Source organism: Pseudoclavibacter chungangensis (assembly GCF_013410545.1).
GTDB lineage: Bacteria > Actinomycetota > Actinomycetes > Actinomycetales > Microbacteriaceae > Pseudoclavibacter > Pseudoclavibacter chungangensis.
Genome location: NZ_JACCFV010000001.1, coordinates 2,743,900 through 2,759,756, shown reverse-complemented (window position 1 = coordinate 2,759,756; position 15,857 = coordinate 2,743,900). Strand labels below are relative to the sequence as shown.

Genomic DNA, 15,857 nt, shown 5'->3' with positions numbered 1-15,857 from the left:
GCACCATGGAGATACGCGAACTCAGCGTCCCCGACAGCTACGAGATCACGCCGAAACTCATCGGCGACTCGCGGGGGATGTTCCTCGAGTGGTACCGGTCGGATCGGCTCGCCGAGGCCATCGGCCATCCGCTCGACCTCAAGCAGGCGAACATGTCGGTGTCGCAGCGCGGCGTGGTGCGGGGGATCCACTTCGCCGACGTCCCGCCGAGCCAGGCGAAGTACGTCACGTGCCCGAAGGGGGCGGTGATCGACTTCGTGATCGACGTGCGCGTCGGCTCGCCGACGTTCGGTGCCTGGGACAGCGTCCGGCTCGACGACCTCGACCGGCGGGCGATCTACATCGCCGAGGGGCTCGGGCACGCCTTCCTCGCACTCGAGGACGACTCGGTCGTCACCTATCTCGTGAGCGAGGGGTACGCGCCGGAGCGCGAGCACGGTGTCAACCCGCTGTGCACGACGGTCGGGCTCGAGTTCGGGCTGCCGGAGGAGGAGCTGCTCCTTTCGCCGAAGGACACCGACGCACCCGGGCTCCTCGAGGCCGAGAAGCTGGGGATCCTGCCCCGGTACGACGAGGCGCGTGCGTACTACGACGAACTCACGGCGCGGGCGGGAGGATCCCGATGAAGGGCATCATCCTCGCGGGCGGGTCGGGCACCCGCCTGTGGCCCATCACCAAGGGCATCTCGAAGCAGCTCATGCCCATCCACGACAAACCGATGATCTACTACCCGCTGTCGACGCTCATGATGGCGGACATCAACGAGATCCTCATCATCACGACGCCCGAGTACAACTCGCAGTTCCGTGGCCTGTTCGGGGACGGCTCCGACTTCGGCGTGTCGATCGAGTATGCGGAGCAGCCGTCGCCCGACGGTCTCGCGCAGGCGTTCATCATCGGTGAGGAGTTCGTCGGCGACGACTCGGTCGCGCTCGTGCTCGGCGACAACATCTTCCACGGCACGGGCCTCGGCTCCTCGCTGCGGCAGCACGGGGAGATCGACGGCGGGCTCGTCTTCGCGTATCCCGTCTCGAACCCGGAGGCCTACGGCGTCGTCGAGTTCGACGACAACATGCGCGCCCTGTCCATCGAGGAGAAGCCGGCACAGCCGAAGAGCAACTTCGCCGTGCCCGGTCTCTACTTCTACGACAACGACGTCATCGAGATCGCGAAGAACGTCACGCCGTCCGCGCGCGGTGAGCTCGAGATCTCGTCGATCAACTCCGTGTACCTCGAGCGGGGGCGGCTGCAGGTGCAGGTGCTCGACCGCGGAACGGCCTGGCTCGACACGGGGACGTTCGAGTCGATGATGCAGGCGAGCGAGTACGTCAAGGTGATCGAGGACCGGCAGGGCTTCAAGATCGGCTGTGTCGAGGAGATCGCCTGGCGCGCCGGCTGGATCGACGACGCCCGACTGGCCGAGCTCGCTGCGCCGCTCAAGAAGTCGGGGTACGGGCAGTACCTGCAGCTGCTGCTCGACCGGAAGGCCGCGGGACTCCGCTAGCCCGCGACGACGGACGGCACGCGCTCCGCGGAGCGCGTGCCGTCCGTCGGCGGCGCGGTCCGGCGCCGCTCCGCGCGGCTCAGTCCGTGGCCGGCTCCGTCGCGGCATCGGTGTGTGATTGGAGGAGGTCGCGCGCGACGTCCCCGAGGCCGCGCGCGAAGGTCTCGTACTGCCCCGCGAGGGCCCGCCGCGCGACGTGTGCGACGCGCAGCGGGCGGGCGGCCGGGAGCGCCGCTCGCGCCCGCTCGAATGCGGCCTTGCGGCGGACGAACGTCTCCTGTTCGGCGCTCGCGCCGAGCGCGCGCACGCGTCCGGCGAGCGCCGCCGCCCGCTGCGTCTTGCGCTGCTGACGTGCCGCACCCGGCCCCGTGATGCGCGCGATCTTCTCGCCGAGTCCGAGTCGGCGCTGGCCGATCTGGTTCGCGCCGTGCTGCCGGTAGTCGATGAGCGGCGCACGGGTCACGCGGATCGCGCCGTGCAGCGCGGCGGCCACGGCGAGCCACTCGTCGTGGATCCACGGCGCCGGGGCGCGGCCGGCGGCGAGCGCCGGCTCGCGGCGGACGAGCATCGTCGCGCCGGTCACGAAGTTGCGGCGCAGCAGCTGACGCCACGGTTCCGGCCCCGTGTAGTCCCGCCACTCGCGCGCACTCGGTTCGAGCGAGTCGAACAGGCCCTCACCGAGCGGCGAACCGTGCTCGTCGACGAGGGCCGCGTCGGAGTGGGCGAGCCAGGCGCTCGCGTCGTCGGCGAGCAGTGGGACGAGCCGCTCGAGCTTGTCCGGGTGCCAACGATCGTCCTGGTCGGCGAACGCGACGAGCGGCGTCCGGGCGTGCTGCAGTCCGAAGAACGCGTTGCCCGCGATGCCGAGTGGCGAGTCCCTCGTGTACACGCGGTAGGGGACCGTCCCGGCCGCCAGGACCTCGACGGCGAGCGGGACCGTCCCGTCCCCGGAGCCGTCGTCGGTCACGAGGATCTCGGCGGGCGGGCGCGTCTGCTCCTGGATGGAACGCACCTGTTCCTCGAGGAACGCGGTGCCGCGGTAGGTGCACACGACGGCGGTGACGCGCTCGCCCGCGAGGGCGTCGGTGTGCGGTTCGGTCGCGCGTTCGGCGACGAGACGTGACTCGCTCATGCGCCCTAGCCTGGCACGCGGCGCCGCGCGGCGGCTCGGCTCGCGCTCGGTGACGGGCAGCGCGACGCGGTCGCCGGGAGTGCAACTCTGGTAGGTTGATGCGTCGCGACGGACCGTGATCCAGGGGGCGATTGGGGAAGAGCGTGCAACGCATCATCGTGTTCCTCCACTACGATCCGGACGGCCGGGTCGACTCCGGTGTCCGTCGACTGCTCGGGGGGCTCCGACCGTTCGCGTCGCGTCTGCTCGTCGTGTCCAACGGTGAACTCACGCAGGCGGCGAGGGCCGTGCTCGAGGGGGTCGCCGACCAGGTGCACGAGCGCGAGAACACGGGCTACGACATCGGCGGGTACGGGGCGGCCCTCGAGCTCCTCGGGGCGGACGTCGGCTACTGCGACGAGCTGCTGCTCGTCAACGGCACCGTGTTCGGTCCGTTCCGGGACGGCTTCGACGAGCTCTTCGCCCGCATGGACGCGCGGCGGCTCGACTTCTGGGGCCTCACGGAGCACGCCGAACTCACCCCGGATCCGTACCGGCACCGGGGCACCATGCCGGCCCACCTGCAGTCGTACTGGCTCGCGATCCGCCGTCGCATGCTCGCATCGCAGGCGTGGGCCGACTTCTGGTCCCGGCTCCCCGCGACCGACAGCTACGCGGACGCCGTCCGGTGCTTCGAGGTGCCGTTCACCTCGCACTTCACGGCGGAGGGCTTCGTGCACGAGGCCGCCTACCCGGCGGCACCCTACGGGGTGGCGAACCCGACGATGGAGGCGCCGCTCGAGCTGCTCCGTGACGGGTGTCCGGCCGTCAAGCGGCGCGTGTTCTTCCATGCGCCCATCGAGCTGGATCACCGCGGCGTCGCGGTCTCCGAGGTGTTCGACGAGATGGTCGAGCGCGAGTTCCCCGCCGAGGTCGTCGTCGAGTCGCTCGCGCCGCGCGTGCCACCGCGCACCCTGAGTCTCGCGACGCGGCCGGCACTCGTCCTGCGTCCGCCGATCCGCTCGCTCGCGCAGGAGCCCTCGCGGGACCCCGACGGCGACGTCATCGTCGCCGGCGCGTTCCGGGTCCGGCGGGTCGAGGGCTCGGTGTGGCCGTGGCTCGCCCGCGACCCGGAGGGGCTGCTCCACGGTGTCGATCTCGTCGTGCAGCGCGGCCGCCACCCCGCGATGATCACGTCGTCCCGACTCACGACGCGCGCCCGGCGTGACGCCGAGCAGGCGCTGTGGGAGGACGCACAGCCGATCGCGTGGGAGTTCGCCGACCACCCGCTCATCGGGGCGGCCTTCCCGCTCCAGCCGCAGCTCGGGACGGAGCTCGCGGGGAACGGCTGGCAGGGGCGCTACGGGCGCGAGGCCGATCTCGCGGCGATCCTCGGGCTCGAGGGGCCGCTCGACCGGCCCGGCCCGATGGCCCCGTACGCCGCCGTGGCCGCCTACCGCGTCGAGGCGCTGCGACCCATCGTCGACGTCTTCCGGGCGAACGGCGGCTGGGACGCGCTCGCGGAACGCATCGAGGGGGGCGGTGAGGAGCTCGAGCGTCGGCTCGATCTGCTCGCCTCGCGGATCGTCGCGCAGGCGGGGTACACGACCGTCGAGGTGGGAACGGCGACGCAGATCGCGGCCGCCTACGCCCGGATCGACGAACGTCTCCAGACGGCGATGGCGATGCTGCCGCACGGGACCTCGGCGCCCTACCAGTTCCTGCAGGCGAATCGGAACGGCAGGTTCTCGGGCCCCGCGCTCGCCGATGCCCTCGTGCGTCGGTATCCCGGTGCCGGGCGGGCGTTCCGCATCGTGCGGGCGTGGCTCCGGAACGCGCGGGCGTGGCTTCGGAACGCGCGACCGCGTGCCGCTGCGCACACCTCGACGGAGGACCGGTAACGTGCGGGAGACGGACCGCCGGGGACCGATCGCGACGCGCTGGGGAGAGACATGTCGAACGACGACTACGACCACGAGTCACTGCAGGACGAGGGCCGCGAGGCGGGCGAGGGCGAGCAACGCGCCGAACGACGGGGGACCCGCCGCGGCGTCCTGATCGGGATCGGCGTGGTCGTCGTGGCGATCGCGCTCATCGGCGCGGGCATCTTCCTGGCGGGCACGTTCCGCTCGCCACAGCCCACGCCGGACAACACCGTCGCCGTCACGAGCCTCCCGCCCGAGGCTGTTCCGCCTGCCCAGACGCTTCCCGTCACGACACCGACGCCTCCCGCGGAGGAGACGACGCCACAGGAATCGACCGTCACGGTCGCGATCAACCGGTGGACCTGGGTCGCCGCGCAGCAGGCCTTCGCGGTCGGCGGGTTCGCCGACGTCGTCGAGGAGGGCGGCACGTGCACGCTCACCGCGGTCGGGCCGAACGGTACCTACCAGGCGAGCGCACCCGCCACGCGCGACGTCACGACGACGGTGTGCGTCATCAACCTCCTCGCCGAGAACGCACCGTCCGGCTCGTACCAGCTCACGCTGAGCTACGACGGTCCGAGCGGACACGGCGAGAGCGAGGCCGTCGAGGTCGTCGTCCCCTGACGCCACACGGCTGACGCCACGCGATCGCACCCGGATTGTTCGTGCGTGCGATCGGGCAAGTACGCTCTCGTAGCGGGGCTCCGACGCCGCCCCGCGAGGAGGAGAACATGACCGCACGGGTCGCCGTCATCATGCGCACCAAGGACCGACCGCTCCTGCTTCGGCGTGCACTGGCAAGTGTCGAGGCACAGACGTTCTCGGACTACACGCTGGTGGTCGTCAACGACGCCGGGGCCCGCGAGCCCGTGGACGAGTTGCTGGGAGGGCTCGACGCGGCGTTCCGCGAACGCACGGTCGTGATCCACAACGACACCTCGGCGGGCCGCGAGGGTGCGATGAACGTCGGGATCGACGCGGTCGACAGCGAGTTCATCGTCATCCACGACGACGACGACTCGTGGCACCCCGAGTTCCTCGAGCGGACGGTCGGGCGCCTCGACGAGCACCCGGAGGAGGGTGGCGTCAACGCACGCACCGAGGTCGTCTTCGAGCGCGTCGAGGGTGAGGAGATCATCGAGGAGGGGCGCGATGTGCTCGCCGCGGACCTCCACCAGGTGTCGCTCGTCGAGATCCTGAAGCGCAACTACGTGACCACGATCGGCTTCCTCTTCCGCCGTTCGGTGTTCCTCGAGGTGGGGCCCATCGACGGTGCGCTGCCCGTGCTCGGCGACTGGGAGTTCCTCCTGCGGTTCCTGCGTCGCTACCCCGTCGGCTTCGTCGACGGACAGCCGCTCGCGTTCTGGCACCAGCGTCTCGCCTCGACGGGCGACGAGGGGAACAGCGTCGTCGTCGCCGCCGACGAACATCGCGACTTCAACCTGCAGATCCGTGACGCCTACCTCCGTCGTTCGCTCGAGGGCGGTGACCGCATGGGCGACAATCTCTTCCTCGCCCAGCTCATCGACGAGGTCCAGTCGAGCGGCGCTCGGCAGCACGACGCGCTCGCGGGTCTCGTGCAGTCCCACGCCGAGGGGGCCGGCGAGCACCGCAGGCGCATGGAGGACACGCTCGACCGGATCGAGGAGCGCTTCGAGCGCACCGCGCGGACGGTGGACGACATCCGCGGCCTCATGGAGCTCACGCGTCCCGCGGTCAACGCGCTGCGGACGGCCGCCAAGCCGGCGGTCAGCGCGGCGCGCTCGCTCGGTCGCGTCGGGAAGGCCGCGACGACGCGGCGGCCGCGCCGGGCCGCGCCCGCGGCGCCCGCCCCCGCCGCGAGCCAGGGCGTCTCGCTCGTGCCCGGCATCGACGCCGAGAGCGCGGCCCTGCCGGCGCAGCGGACGCGCACGCGGAGCGACGCGAGCCTGCGCGACCAGTCGGCGAAACGCATCGCGTTCTACCTGTTCTACGACCCGCTCGGGGTCGTCGACGACTACGTCGTGCACCAGTTGCGGGAGTTCCGTCGCGATTTCGACACGATCTTCGTCGTCGTCAACGGCGGGCTCGACGACGAGGGCCGGGCTCGCCTGGAGTCCGTCGCGGACACCGTCTGGCAGCGCGAGAACGTCGGGTTCGACGTGTGGGGCTTCAAGGAGGCGCAGGCGGAATTCGGCTGGGACGCGCTCGAGGAGTTCGACGAACTCCACCTGATCAACTACACGAACTTCGGGCCCCTCTACCCGCTCGCCGAGGTCCTCGACCGCATGGACGACCTGGACGTCGACTTCTGGGGCATGACCGAGCACAAGGAGGTCACGCCGCACCCCCTCCGCGGTGTCGGCACCATGCCGGCGCACCTGCAGTCCCCGTGGCTCGTCGTGCGCAAGAGCATGTTCTCGACGCCCGAGTACCGGCAGTACTGGGACGAGATGCCCATGATCACGACCTACCACCAGTCGGTCGACCGCTACGAGACGAACTTCACGCCGCACTTCAACCGGCTCGGGTTCACGAGTCGGGCGGCCTTCCCTGCGGAGAACTACGCGGCGGCGAATCCCCACTTCGAGAACATCACCGAGATGCTCAAGGATCGCGTCCCGATCATGAAGCGCCGCGTGTTCTTCCACGACCCGCTGCACAACGACAAGGTGCCGATCATCGCCCGCGACGCGCTCGAGACGGTCGAGCGTACGAGCGACTACCCCGTCGAGCTCGTCTACGCGAACCTCGCGCGCACGTCGCAACCGCGGAACTTCCACACGAACGCCTCGATGATGGAGATCCTGCCGGATCAGGACCTGACCGACCCCGATGTGCCCGCACCGAGCGTCGCCGTCATCTGCCACCTCTACTACGACGACCTGATCGACGAGATCATGGCGCACGTCGACAACGTCCCGGGCGCACCCGACGTCTTCATCACGACGACGGACGAGGGACGCCGCGCCCGCATCCTCGAGGGCATCGCGCGCCACGGCTACACCGGCAACGTCGACGTCCGCGTCATCGAGTCGAACCGCGGCCGCGACATCTCCGCGTTCCTCGTCGGCTGCCACGACGTCCTGACGGACGAGCGGTACGAACTCATCGTCAAGATCCACGGCAAGAAGTCCGTCCAGGACGGCTTCAACGCGGGACAGTGGTTCAAGCGGCACCTGCTCGAGAACCTCCTCCCGAACCGGGGCTACACGGCCAACCTCATCGATCTGTTCCGCCGCGAACCGGGACTCGGCATGGTGTTCCCGCCCGTCGTGCACATGGGGTACCCGACACTCGGGCACGCGTGGTTCGCGAACCTCGCGCCCGCCCGCGAGTTCGCGGCGCGCTTCGGCATCACGGTGCCGTTCGACGACAACACGCCGCTCTCGCCGTTCGGATCGATGTTCGTCGCGCGGCGCCGGGCGCTCGCGCCCATCGTCGATGCGGGATGGACGTGGAACGACTTCCCCGAGGCCGACGGGTACAAGGACGGTGGCCTCGCGCACGTGATCGAGCGCATGCTCAGCTACATCGTGCTCAACGAGGGCTATCACGTGCGGACCGCGATGAACGTCCGGTTGGCCGCCATCAGCCACACCTTCCTCGAGTACAAGCTCGCGATGATCGGTTCGGAGCTGCCGGGCCAGGCGAACGCCCAACTGCACCACCTCCGCAACATCAAGAAGTCGGTGTGGCCCTCGTCGCCGCTCGCGGCCGCGAAGGCGTACATCGCCGTGCAGCAGCCGGGGGTCGCCGAGAAGATCCGTCCCGCGTACTTCGTGGCACGCAACCTCTACCGACGCCTGCGGGGACGCTGAGCCGCGCGCGATTGGTATTCTGGAGTGTCGGGGCCCGCCACGGGCGGCCCCGGCACGCCGTGAGGATCGAACAGGGGGGACCGGACATCACCACGACCGAACTCGACGAGCCGAGGGCCAGGGGCAGTTGGCTCTCGAGGCGCCCCACCCTCAACCTCGTCGCGAACCTCACCCTGCGCGAGGTGCGTGCCCAGTACAAGCGGACCGCACTCGGTCGTCTGTGGTCGCTGCTCAACCCCATCGCGACGATCGCCATCTACGGCGTCATCTTCGGCGTGCTCTTCCAGACGCAGGTGCACGTCGGCACGAACTCCGGCATCCACCTGTTCGCGCTGTGGCTCGCGGCCGGCCTGATCCCCTGGACGTTCATCTCCGGCGGCATCACATCGGCGATGGGCTCGCTCACGACCAACGCCGGGCTCCTCACGAAGGTGTGGTTCCCGCGCCACGTACTCGTGACCTCGACGGTGCTGTCGCTCGCGACGACGTTCGCGATCGAACTCGGGGTGCTCTCGATCGTCATGATGATCGCGTCCGTCCTCGTGCAGGGCGTCGCGGGCCTCATGCTGCTCGCGTACCTGCCGGTGCTCCTGCTCGTCGTCGCGATCACGGTCGGGTTCGTCATCGGGATCGGCCTCATGCTCTCCGTCGCGGTCGTGTACTTCCGCGACATCCAGCACATCTGGGGCATCGTGACGCAGGCGTGGTTCTACGCGAGCGGCATCGTCTTCCCGATCAGCGTCGTCGGCACCGCCGAGGAGCACCTCCGCGCGAGCGGCTTCGACGTCCCGCTCATCGCCGTCTTCAAGCTGAACCCGGCCTATCACTACCTCGAGGCGTTCCGCAGCATCATCTACGACTTCGCGATGCCGGGGCCGCAGACGTGGCTCATCATCATCGGATGGGCGGCCGTCATGATCCTGCTCGGCATCCTCGTGTTCCGTCGCTTCTCCGGCCGAATCGTGGAGGAACTCTGATGTCGCAGCCCGCCATCTCGATCGACGGCATCTCGAAGACCTTCCGTGTGTACCGTGACCGGAACCAGTCGCTCAAGGCGACCATCCTGTCCGGCAGCCGCGCCAAGTACGAGGAGTTCTGGGCGCTACGGGACGTCACGTTCGACATCCCGGAGGGCAAGACCTTCGGCCTGCTCGGCAACAACGGCTCAGGGAAGTCGACGCTGCTCAAGTGCATCGCGAGGATCCTCGAGCCGAACGCCGGCCGCATCACGCGGCGTGGGCGCATGGCCGCGATGCTCGAGGTCGGTTCGGGGTTCCACCCCGAGCTGTCCGGACGCGAGAACGTGTACCTGAACGGCGCGATCCTCGGCATGTCGAAGGCCGAGATCGATCGGAAGTTCGACGCGATCGTCGACTTCTCCGGCGTGGGCCACTTCATCGACCAGCCGGTGAAGAACTACTCCTCGGGCATGTACGTGCGCCTGGGGTTCTCGGTCGCGATCCACGTCGAGCCCGACATCCTCCTCGTCGACGAGGTGCTCGCGGTCGGTGACATGCAGTTCCAGGAGAAGTGCATGGAGAAGTTCGCCGAGTTCAAGCACCAGGGTCGCACCGTCGTCGTCGTGTCGCACGGTCTCGAGCAGATGCGCACCTTCTGCGACGAAGCGGCCTGGCTGAGTCACGGCGAGCTGCAGGCGGTCGGTCCCGCGACCGAGATCGTCGACGGGTACTCCAACACCGAGCACGGCGCCGAGGCCGACGACGCGGGCGGGACCCGGTTCGGGTCCGGCGAGGCGCGCATCACGAAGATCGAGCTGCTGCACCCCGAGCGGGGCGACACGCGCCTGTTCAAGACGGGCGAGCCGGCGACGATCCGACTGCACTACCGCGCCGACGAGCGCATCGAGCGACCCGTGTTCGGCGCGTCCATCGACGCCGTCGGTGGACCGTTCCTGTGGGGACACACGGGTCGCGACTCCGGCTACGTGCCCGAGTCGATCGAGCCCGGGGTGGGACAGATCGACATCAGGATCCCCGCCATCACCTTCCGGCCGGTCTCCGCGACACTGAGTGCGTCGATCCAGGACTGGGACAGCATCAAGAACATCGACGTGTGGCAGCGCGCCGTCACGTTCCGGGTCGGCCCCGGCACGCCGTTCGAGTCGGGCGGGTACGTCACGCTCGGCTCCCGCTTCGGCGGGCTCGAACCGTCGCGCCCGATGCTGTCGACGAACGACTACGTGCCGAGGTCCGACGAGACCGACGAGGACGCCGCGGCCCGCGCCGCGGCGGCCGGCGCCGGGCACGCGGAGCCCGAACCGGTGGTGGTTCCCGGCGACGACGCCTGATCCCGAACGCCCTGCGCGACGGTGCCCGTGACGACCCCTGGTCGTCACGGGCACCGTCGTTTCGGCCACCCGTTCGGCGACCGACGGGGCTGATGTGACTCATGTGATTAGAGAGATTTTTGAGTCAGGAGTAGCGAAGTGTTGCAGATGTAGGCATACTTGGTAATTGCTGAGCGCTGTCACGACGTGATCGGCGCACCACCGAGAGCGAAGTTTGGGAAACCATGTTCCGTAGAACCCTCGTCCTGATCGCGTCTGCAGCGACGGTGGCCGCTGGACTGATCGCCATACAGTCCGTGGCGCCGGAGCCCGAGGAGTCGATCTCCGCCGCCCAGGCCGCGAACGGGGGAGACTTCGCCGCCGGCAACATCATCAGCGACGAGAACTTCTACGACGGTGGCGCGATGACCGAGCAGGAGGTCTACGACTTCCTGCTCGCACGCGTGTCCGGCGGCAACGAGTACGCGCTGCGCAACTACACGCAGGTGACCCCGGACATGCCGGCCGATCAGTACTGCCAGGCCTACACGGGATCAGCGCGCGACTCGGCGGCGGCGATCATCGCGAAGGTCGGCGCGGCCTGCAACTTCAGCCAGAAGGCGATGCTCGTCCTCCTCGAGAAGGAACAGAGCCTCGTCTCGATGTCGAACCCGACGCCCGGCCGACTCGCTGCGGCGACGGGCTTCGGTTGCCCCGACACGGCGCCCTGCGACTCGAGCGTGGGTGGATTCTTCTACCAGATCTACTACGCGGCCCGGCAGTTCCAGGTCTACAAGGCGAATCCCTACAGCTACAACCACGTGCCGTTCCAGACGAACAACGTGCTGTACAACCCGAACGCGTCCTGTGGCTCCTCACCCGTCTACATCGAGAACTACGCGACGGCCGGTCTCTACAACTACACGCCGTACCAGCCCAACCAGGCGGCGCTCAACAACCTCTACGGCGAGGGTGACGGCTGCTCGGCATACGGCAACCGCAACTTCTGGTGGATGTACACGGACTGGTTCGGTTCGACGCAGGCCGAGGTCTCGCAGCCGCAGCTCGTCCGGGCCCAGGGCACGTCCGAGGTCTACCTCGTCGCCGACAACACCCGCTACTACGTTCCCGCCGAGTACTTCGACACGATCTCCCGTGTCGGCGACGTCCGTGACGTCGCGCCGGACGTCGTCGCCGCGATGCCCGAGGGTGCCCACGTGTCGCCCCTCATGGTCACGACCGCCGGACAGCCGGTCTTCCTCGGCGACGACGGGAAGTACTGGAACGTCGCCGACTGCGAGGTGTTCGCCGACTTCGGCGGGGACTGCGACGGCGCCGCCCGGATCACACCCCAGCAGCTCGAGTCCTTCAACGGTGGCTGGACCCTCCAGCCCGTCGTCTCGACGCTCGACGGGAAGCTCCTCCTGATCGAGGACGGCACGAAGCGCGAGATCACCGGACGCGCGGCCCTCGCGCAGCTCGACCTCGACGGCATCGAGCCCACGATCGTCGCGGACCGGCGCCTCGCCTACCTCGCGACCGGCGACCCGATCATCGGTGCCGGTGTCGTGAAGGGCGATGACGGGCAGCCCGCCCTCGTGCTGGACGCGTCCGGAACCGGACACGCGATTCCCGCCGAGCTGAGCGAGTTCGCCGCGTTCACGGCCATGAGCTCCCTGTCGACCCCGGTCTACGAGTCCATCCCGGTCGGCTCCGCGCTGCCCGCCACGGCACTCGTCGCCGACGCCACGGGCGCGTACCTCCTGACCGATGCCGGCGCGCTCGCCGTGAGCCGCGCGCACTTCGGAGCCGGTGCGGAGTTCGCCACGGTGCCCGACGGCGTCCCCGCGGCGCTCACGTCGGCCGGGTCCTCGCTCGGCGGCACGCTCGTCCGTGCCGGCGCGGACGGCAAGATCTCGCTCGTCTACGGTGGTGAGCGCGTCGAGTTCGACGACCAGGAGAAGGCCGAGGCCGAGGCGTCGTCGCGTGGCGTCCCGACCACCGTCTACACGACCACGAGCACCGCGCTCGACTCGGTCCCCGTGGGCAACGGCATCACGACCGGGACGCTCATCAAGCCCCAGGGGTCGAGCGACCTCTACATCCTCGACGGCTCGTACCTGCAGCCCATCGCGAGCCCGGAGCTCGCCGAGGCGCTCGGATTCGGGACGAAGGCGGTGACGATCACGACGGCGTCGTTCGACAACCTCGAACAGCGCTCGACGACGATCACCGGCACGCAGTTCGAGTGCGACGGGACGACCTGGTTCGGGACGGGCGGCAAGCGCTACGCGTTCACCTCCGAGGCGCTCCGCACGTCGTTCGGCCTCGAGTCCCAGACGATCTCGCCGGAACTGTGCGGGCTCATCCCCGCGTCCTCGACGCCGATGGGTGACCTCGTGAAGACCTCGGGCGGTGCGGTCTACTGGATCGACGGCGGACTCAAGCACCACATCCTCGGACCGGGGACGGTCGAGGCGATGGGTGGCACCGGGCGACTGATCGACACGTCCGACGCCGTGCTCGCACAGTTCAAGGACGGCCCCGACCTCGCCGAGATGCCGGCCGGCTACGAGCCCCCGACCTCGACGACTCCCGCACCGGAGCCGACCGAGACGCCCGCGCCGACGCCGACGGACACCGCGACGGCGACGCCGGAGCCCACCCCGACGGCGACCGATGAACCCGCGATCCCCGTGGCGACCGGTGACGTCATCACGAACCGCGCCGGAACCGGCATCTGGCTCGTGAACGGCGATCGACTCCTGCAGATCGGCTCCGCGCAGGTGGCCGCCGACCTCGGTCTCGACGTGTCCGCCCCGATCGTCGCCCCCAAGGCGAACTTCGAGGAGTTCGCGGGCCGGACGGCGCCGCTCTACAACACGGCGGTCCGCTGTGGCTCGACGAGCTACATCGGCATCGGCGGCGAGCTCGTCCCGTACGAGTCCGGCGCGGTCGAGGCGGCCTACGCACTCGACCACGTGGCCCTCGACGAGGCGATCTGCTCGACGCTCACGATCTCGGCCACCGAGAAGATCGGGCTCCACGTGCAGACGGCCGACGGCAGCAACTACATCGTCGAGAACGGTGCCCTGCGACTCATGGAGTCGACGCAGGAGACCGGGACGCCCACGCAGGACGCGACCGAGGAGGCGACGCCGGACGCGAGTGAGTCGCCGACGAGCACCCCGACGCCGGAGCCGACGTCGACGGACACCCCCGCCCCGACGGCGAGCGAGACGCCGGAGCCCACGGCGACGACCGAGCCCACCGCGACGAGCGAACCGACCGCGACGACCGAGCCCGTACCCACGGCGGACGGCACCGTGATCCTGCCGATCGAGATCGTCTCGGCGATGGGGCGCGGCGAGCCCGTGGCCATCTAGGCGGATCGAGCTCGACGCGATCGAGTCAGGACGACCCCCGTCGGTGATCGGAACCAGCACGGTTCCGATCACCGGCGGGGGTCGTCCCGTTCCCGGCTCGTGGCTCGCGCTCGCGACTGCGCCCGCTCCTCGCCACACGGGTGGGCACGCCACGGGCTCTGGACGTCCTCGAACGCGGAACGCCGGAAGCTGTACGATTGCTGATTGTTCGTGTGCGTGGAACCGCACGGACGGTCGGCGTCCGGGATCGACGAGGAGATGCGTGCTTCCCATCAGTGTTGTGCTACCGGTGTACCACCGGATCGATCCGGAGCAGTTCGGTGCCGCACTCGAGTCCCTGCGGACGCAGACGCAGCCGGCCACGGAGATCGTCATCGTCGCGGACGGGCCGCTCACACCCGGGCTCGACGCGGTGATCGAGGCCTTCGATCCGTCGCCCACACGGCTCGACGTCGTGCGGCTCGCCGAGAACGGCGGGACGGCCGTCGCCATGCAGGCCGGCGTCGACGCCGTCACGCAGCCGTGGATCGCCAGGCAGGACGCCGACGACCTGTCGCTCCCGCGTCGATTCGAGATCTGCGCGCCGTACACGGCGTCAGATCGCTACGACCTCATCGGCGGAGCGATGTACGAGTTCGAGGGCACCCCCGACAACGTCCTCGGCATCCGCCGGATGCCCGAGGACCTCGACGCGATCCGACGGGCCGTGCGATCGAACAATCCGATCAACAACCCCACCATCATGTTGCGGCGCTCGGCGATCGATGCCGTCGGTGGGATCCGCGAGGTCTACCTCATGGAGGACTACGACCTCGTCGCCCGCATGCTGGCGGCAGGGTCCGGTGCCATCAACCTGCAGGAGCCGCTCGTGCTCTTCCGCACTGACGGGATGTTCACCCGTCGTCGCGGGGCACGTGTCGCGCAGGCGGAGCGACAGATGCAGTCGACCCTCCACGAGCTCGGACTCGTGTCCCGCCCCCGCATGCTCCTCAACATCGCCGTGCGGACGGCGGCCCGGCGGCTCCCGAGCGGCGTGTTCGAGTGGTTGTACAAGCGAGTCTTCCGTCGAGGGGTCACCGCACCCCCCGCCGCGACGACACAGGAACGGGGCGAGACGCCCGACGGAGGCGCTACACGATGATGGACGACTCGGACACCGAACTCTCACCCGAGCTCGCGCGAGCCACGTGGCTCGTCGTTCCCCTGTTCAACGAGGGGCAGGTCATCCGCGAGGTCGTCACGCACGCGCGGGAGACGTTCCCGAACGTCGTCTGCGTGGACGACGGCTCGTCGGACGACTCGGCCGCGGAGGCACGCGCAGCGGGCGCGCACGTCGTGCGACACCCGTTCAATCTCGGCCAGGGGGCCGCGCTGCGGACGGGACTCGACTACGCCCTCCGGCGCCCCGGCGCCGAGTACTTCGTCACGTTCGACTCCGACGGGCAGCACCGCGTCGTCGATGCCGTGCACATGGTCCGGCGACTCGCCGCCGAGCCGCTCGACGTCGTCGTCGGGTCGCGCTTCCTCGACGGGCGCACGAAGCCGGGCCTCGTCAAGGTCATCGTGCTGCGGACCGCCGTCCTGTTCCAGAACCTCACCACGGGGGTGCGCCTCACGGACGCCCACAACGGGTTGCGCGCCCTCAACCGACGCGCCGCGGAGGAGATCGACATCACCCAGAACCGGATGGCGCACGCCTCGGAGATCATCACCGAGATCGGGCGCGCCAAGCTGCGGTACGCGGAGGAGCCCGTGCTCATCGAGTACACCGACTACTCGCGGTCCAAGGGGCAGTCGATCTGGAACTCCGTCAACATCCTGAGCGACCTCATTTTCAAGTAACG

The 15,857-nt window shown here is 69.4% G+C and carries 11 protein-coding genes; 10 read left to right on the top strand and 1 reads right to left on the bottom strand.

Annotated features, from left to right (window positions below):
* Positions 1–5: 5 nt before the first annotated feature.
* Both HNR16_RS12190 and rfbA read left to right on the top strand, forming a co-directional pair.
* A complete protein-coding gene (locus HNR16_RS12190; protein ID WP_158039971.1) occupies positions 6–626 on the top strand; it encodes a dTDP-4-dehydrorhamnose 3,5-epimerase family protein in 621 nt (206 codons plus the stop codon).
* The gene (gene rfbA / locus HNR16_RS12185) at positions 623–1,504 is read left to right on the top strand and encodes a glucose-1-phosphate thymidylyltransferase RfbA (RefSeq protein WP_158039972.1); all 882 of its coding nucleotides are present in this window, start codon (positions 623–625) and stop codon (positions 1,502–1,504) included. The genes HNR16_RS12190 and rfbA overlap by 4 nt, the downstream gene beginning before the upstream one ends.
* A 79-nt stretch (positions 1,505–1,583) precedes the next feature.
* Here the strand turns inward: rfbA and HNR16_RS12180 are convergent, their stop codons facing one another.
* Positions 1,584–2,636: a glycosyltransferase gene (locus HNR16_RS12180; protein ID WP_158039973.1), complete on the bottom strand. Its 1,053-nt coding sequence runs from the start codon at positions 2,634–2,636 to the stop codon at positions 1,584–1,586.
* Positions 2,637–2,779: 143 nt separating this feature from the next.
* Here HNR16_RS12180 and HNR16_RS12175 point away from each other — a divergent pair, with 143 nt between their 5' ends.
* The 8 genes from HNR16_RS12175 to HNR16_RS12140 all read left to right on the top strand — a co-directional run bounded on the left by HNR16_RS12175 (position 2,780) and on the right by HNR16_RS12140 (position 15,855).
* On the top strand, positions 2,780–4,516 hold the full coding sequence (locus tag HNR16_RS12175; RefSeq protein WP_179558233.1) for a rhamnan synthesis F family protein: 1,737 nt from the start codon (positions 2,780–2,782) through the stop codon (positions 4,514–4,516).
* 51 nt (positions 4,517–4,567) lie between these two features.
* Positions 4,568–5,164, top strand: coding sequence for a hypothetical protein (locus HNR16_RS12170; RefSeq protein ID WP_158039975.1), 597 nt, complete (start codon positions 4,568–4,570; stop codon positions 5,162–5,164).
* Between the two features lie 107 nt (positions 5,165–5,271).
* The gene (locus HNR16_RS12165) at positions 5,272–8,340 is read left to right on the top strand and encodes a rhamnan synthesis F family protein (protein WP_158039976.1); all 3,069 of its coding nucleotides are present in this window, start codon (positions 5,272–5,274) and stop codon (positions 8,338–8,340) included.
* Positions 8,341–8,399: 59 nt separating this feature from the next.
* Positions 8,400–9,317 (top strand): ABC transporter permease, encoded by a 918-nt coding sequence (locus HNR16_RS12160; protein WP_179558010.1) that lies wholly within the window; start codon positions 8,400–8,402, stop codon positions 9,315–9,317.
* The gene (locus HNR16_RS12155) at positions 9,317–10,648 is read left to right on the top strand and encodes an ABC transporter ATP-binding protein (RefSeq protein ID WP_158039978.1); all 1,332 of its coding nucleotides are present in this window, start codon (positions 9,317–9,319) and stop codon (positions 10,646–10,648) included. The genes HNR16_RS12160 and HNR16_RS12155 overlap by 1 nt, the downstream gene beginning before the upstream one ends.
* 296 nt (positions 10,649–10,944) lie before the next feature.
* The gene (locus tag HNR16_RS12150; protein WP_158039979.1) at positions 10,945–14,013 is read left to right on the top strand and encodes a hypothetical protein; all 3,069 of its coding nucleotides are present in this window, start codon (positions 10,945–10,947) and stop codon (positions 14,011–14,013) included.
* A 262-nt stretch (positions 14,014–14,275) separates the two neighbouring features.
* Entirely contained in the window at positions 14,276–15,154 is an 879-nt protein-coding gene (locus tag HNR16_RS12145) for a glycosyltransferase (RefSeq protein ID WP_179558232.1), read from the top strand.
* Positions 15,151–15,855: a glycosyltransferase family 2 protein gene (locus HNR16_RS12140; RefSeq protein ID WP_377700682.1), complete on the top strand. Its 705-nt coding sequence runs from the start codon at positions 15,151–15,153 to the stop codon at positions 15,853–15,855. The genes HNR16_RS12145 and HNR16_RS12140 overlap by 4 nt, the downstream gene beginning before the upstream one ends.
* Positions 15,856–15,857 lie beyond the last annotated feature (2 nt).

Excerpts from the sequence above, each read along its gene's own strand:
- HNR16_RS12190 (WP_158039971.1), top strand. The coding sequence starts at position 6 with ATGGAGATACGCGAACTCAGCGTCCCCGACAGCTACGAGATCACGCCG.
- rfbA (WP_158039972.1), top strand. The coding sequence starts at position 623 with ATGAAGGGCATCATCCTCGCGGGCGGGTCGGGCACCCGCCTGTGGCCC.
- HNR16_RS12180 (WP_158039973.1), bottom strand. The coding sequence starts at position 2,636 with ATGAGCGAGTCACGTCTCGTCGCCGAACGCGCGACCGAACCGCACACC.
- HNR16_RS12170 (WP_158039975.1), top strand. The coding sequence starts at position 4,568 with ATGTCGAACGACGACTACGACCACGAGTCACTGCAGGACGAGGGCCGC.
- HNR16_RS12165 (WP_158039976.1), top strand. The coding sequence starts at position 5,272 with ATGACCGCACGGGTCGCCGTCATCATGCGCACCAAGGACCGACCGCTC.
- HNR16_RS12155 (WP_158039978.1), top strand. The coding sequence starts at position 9,317 with ATGTCGCAGCCCGCCATCTCGATCGACGGCATCTCGAAGACCTTCCGT.
- HNR16_RS12140 (WP_377700682.1), top strand. The coding sequence starts at position 15,151 with ATGATGGACGACTCGGACACCGAACTCTCACCCGAGCTCGCGCGAGCC.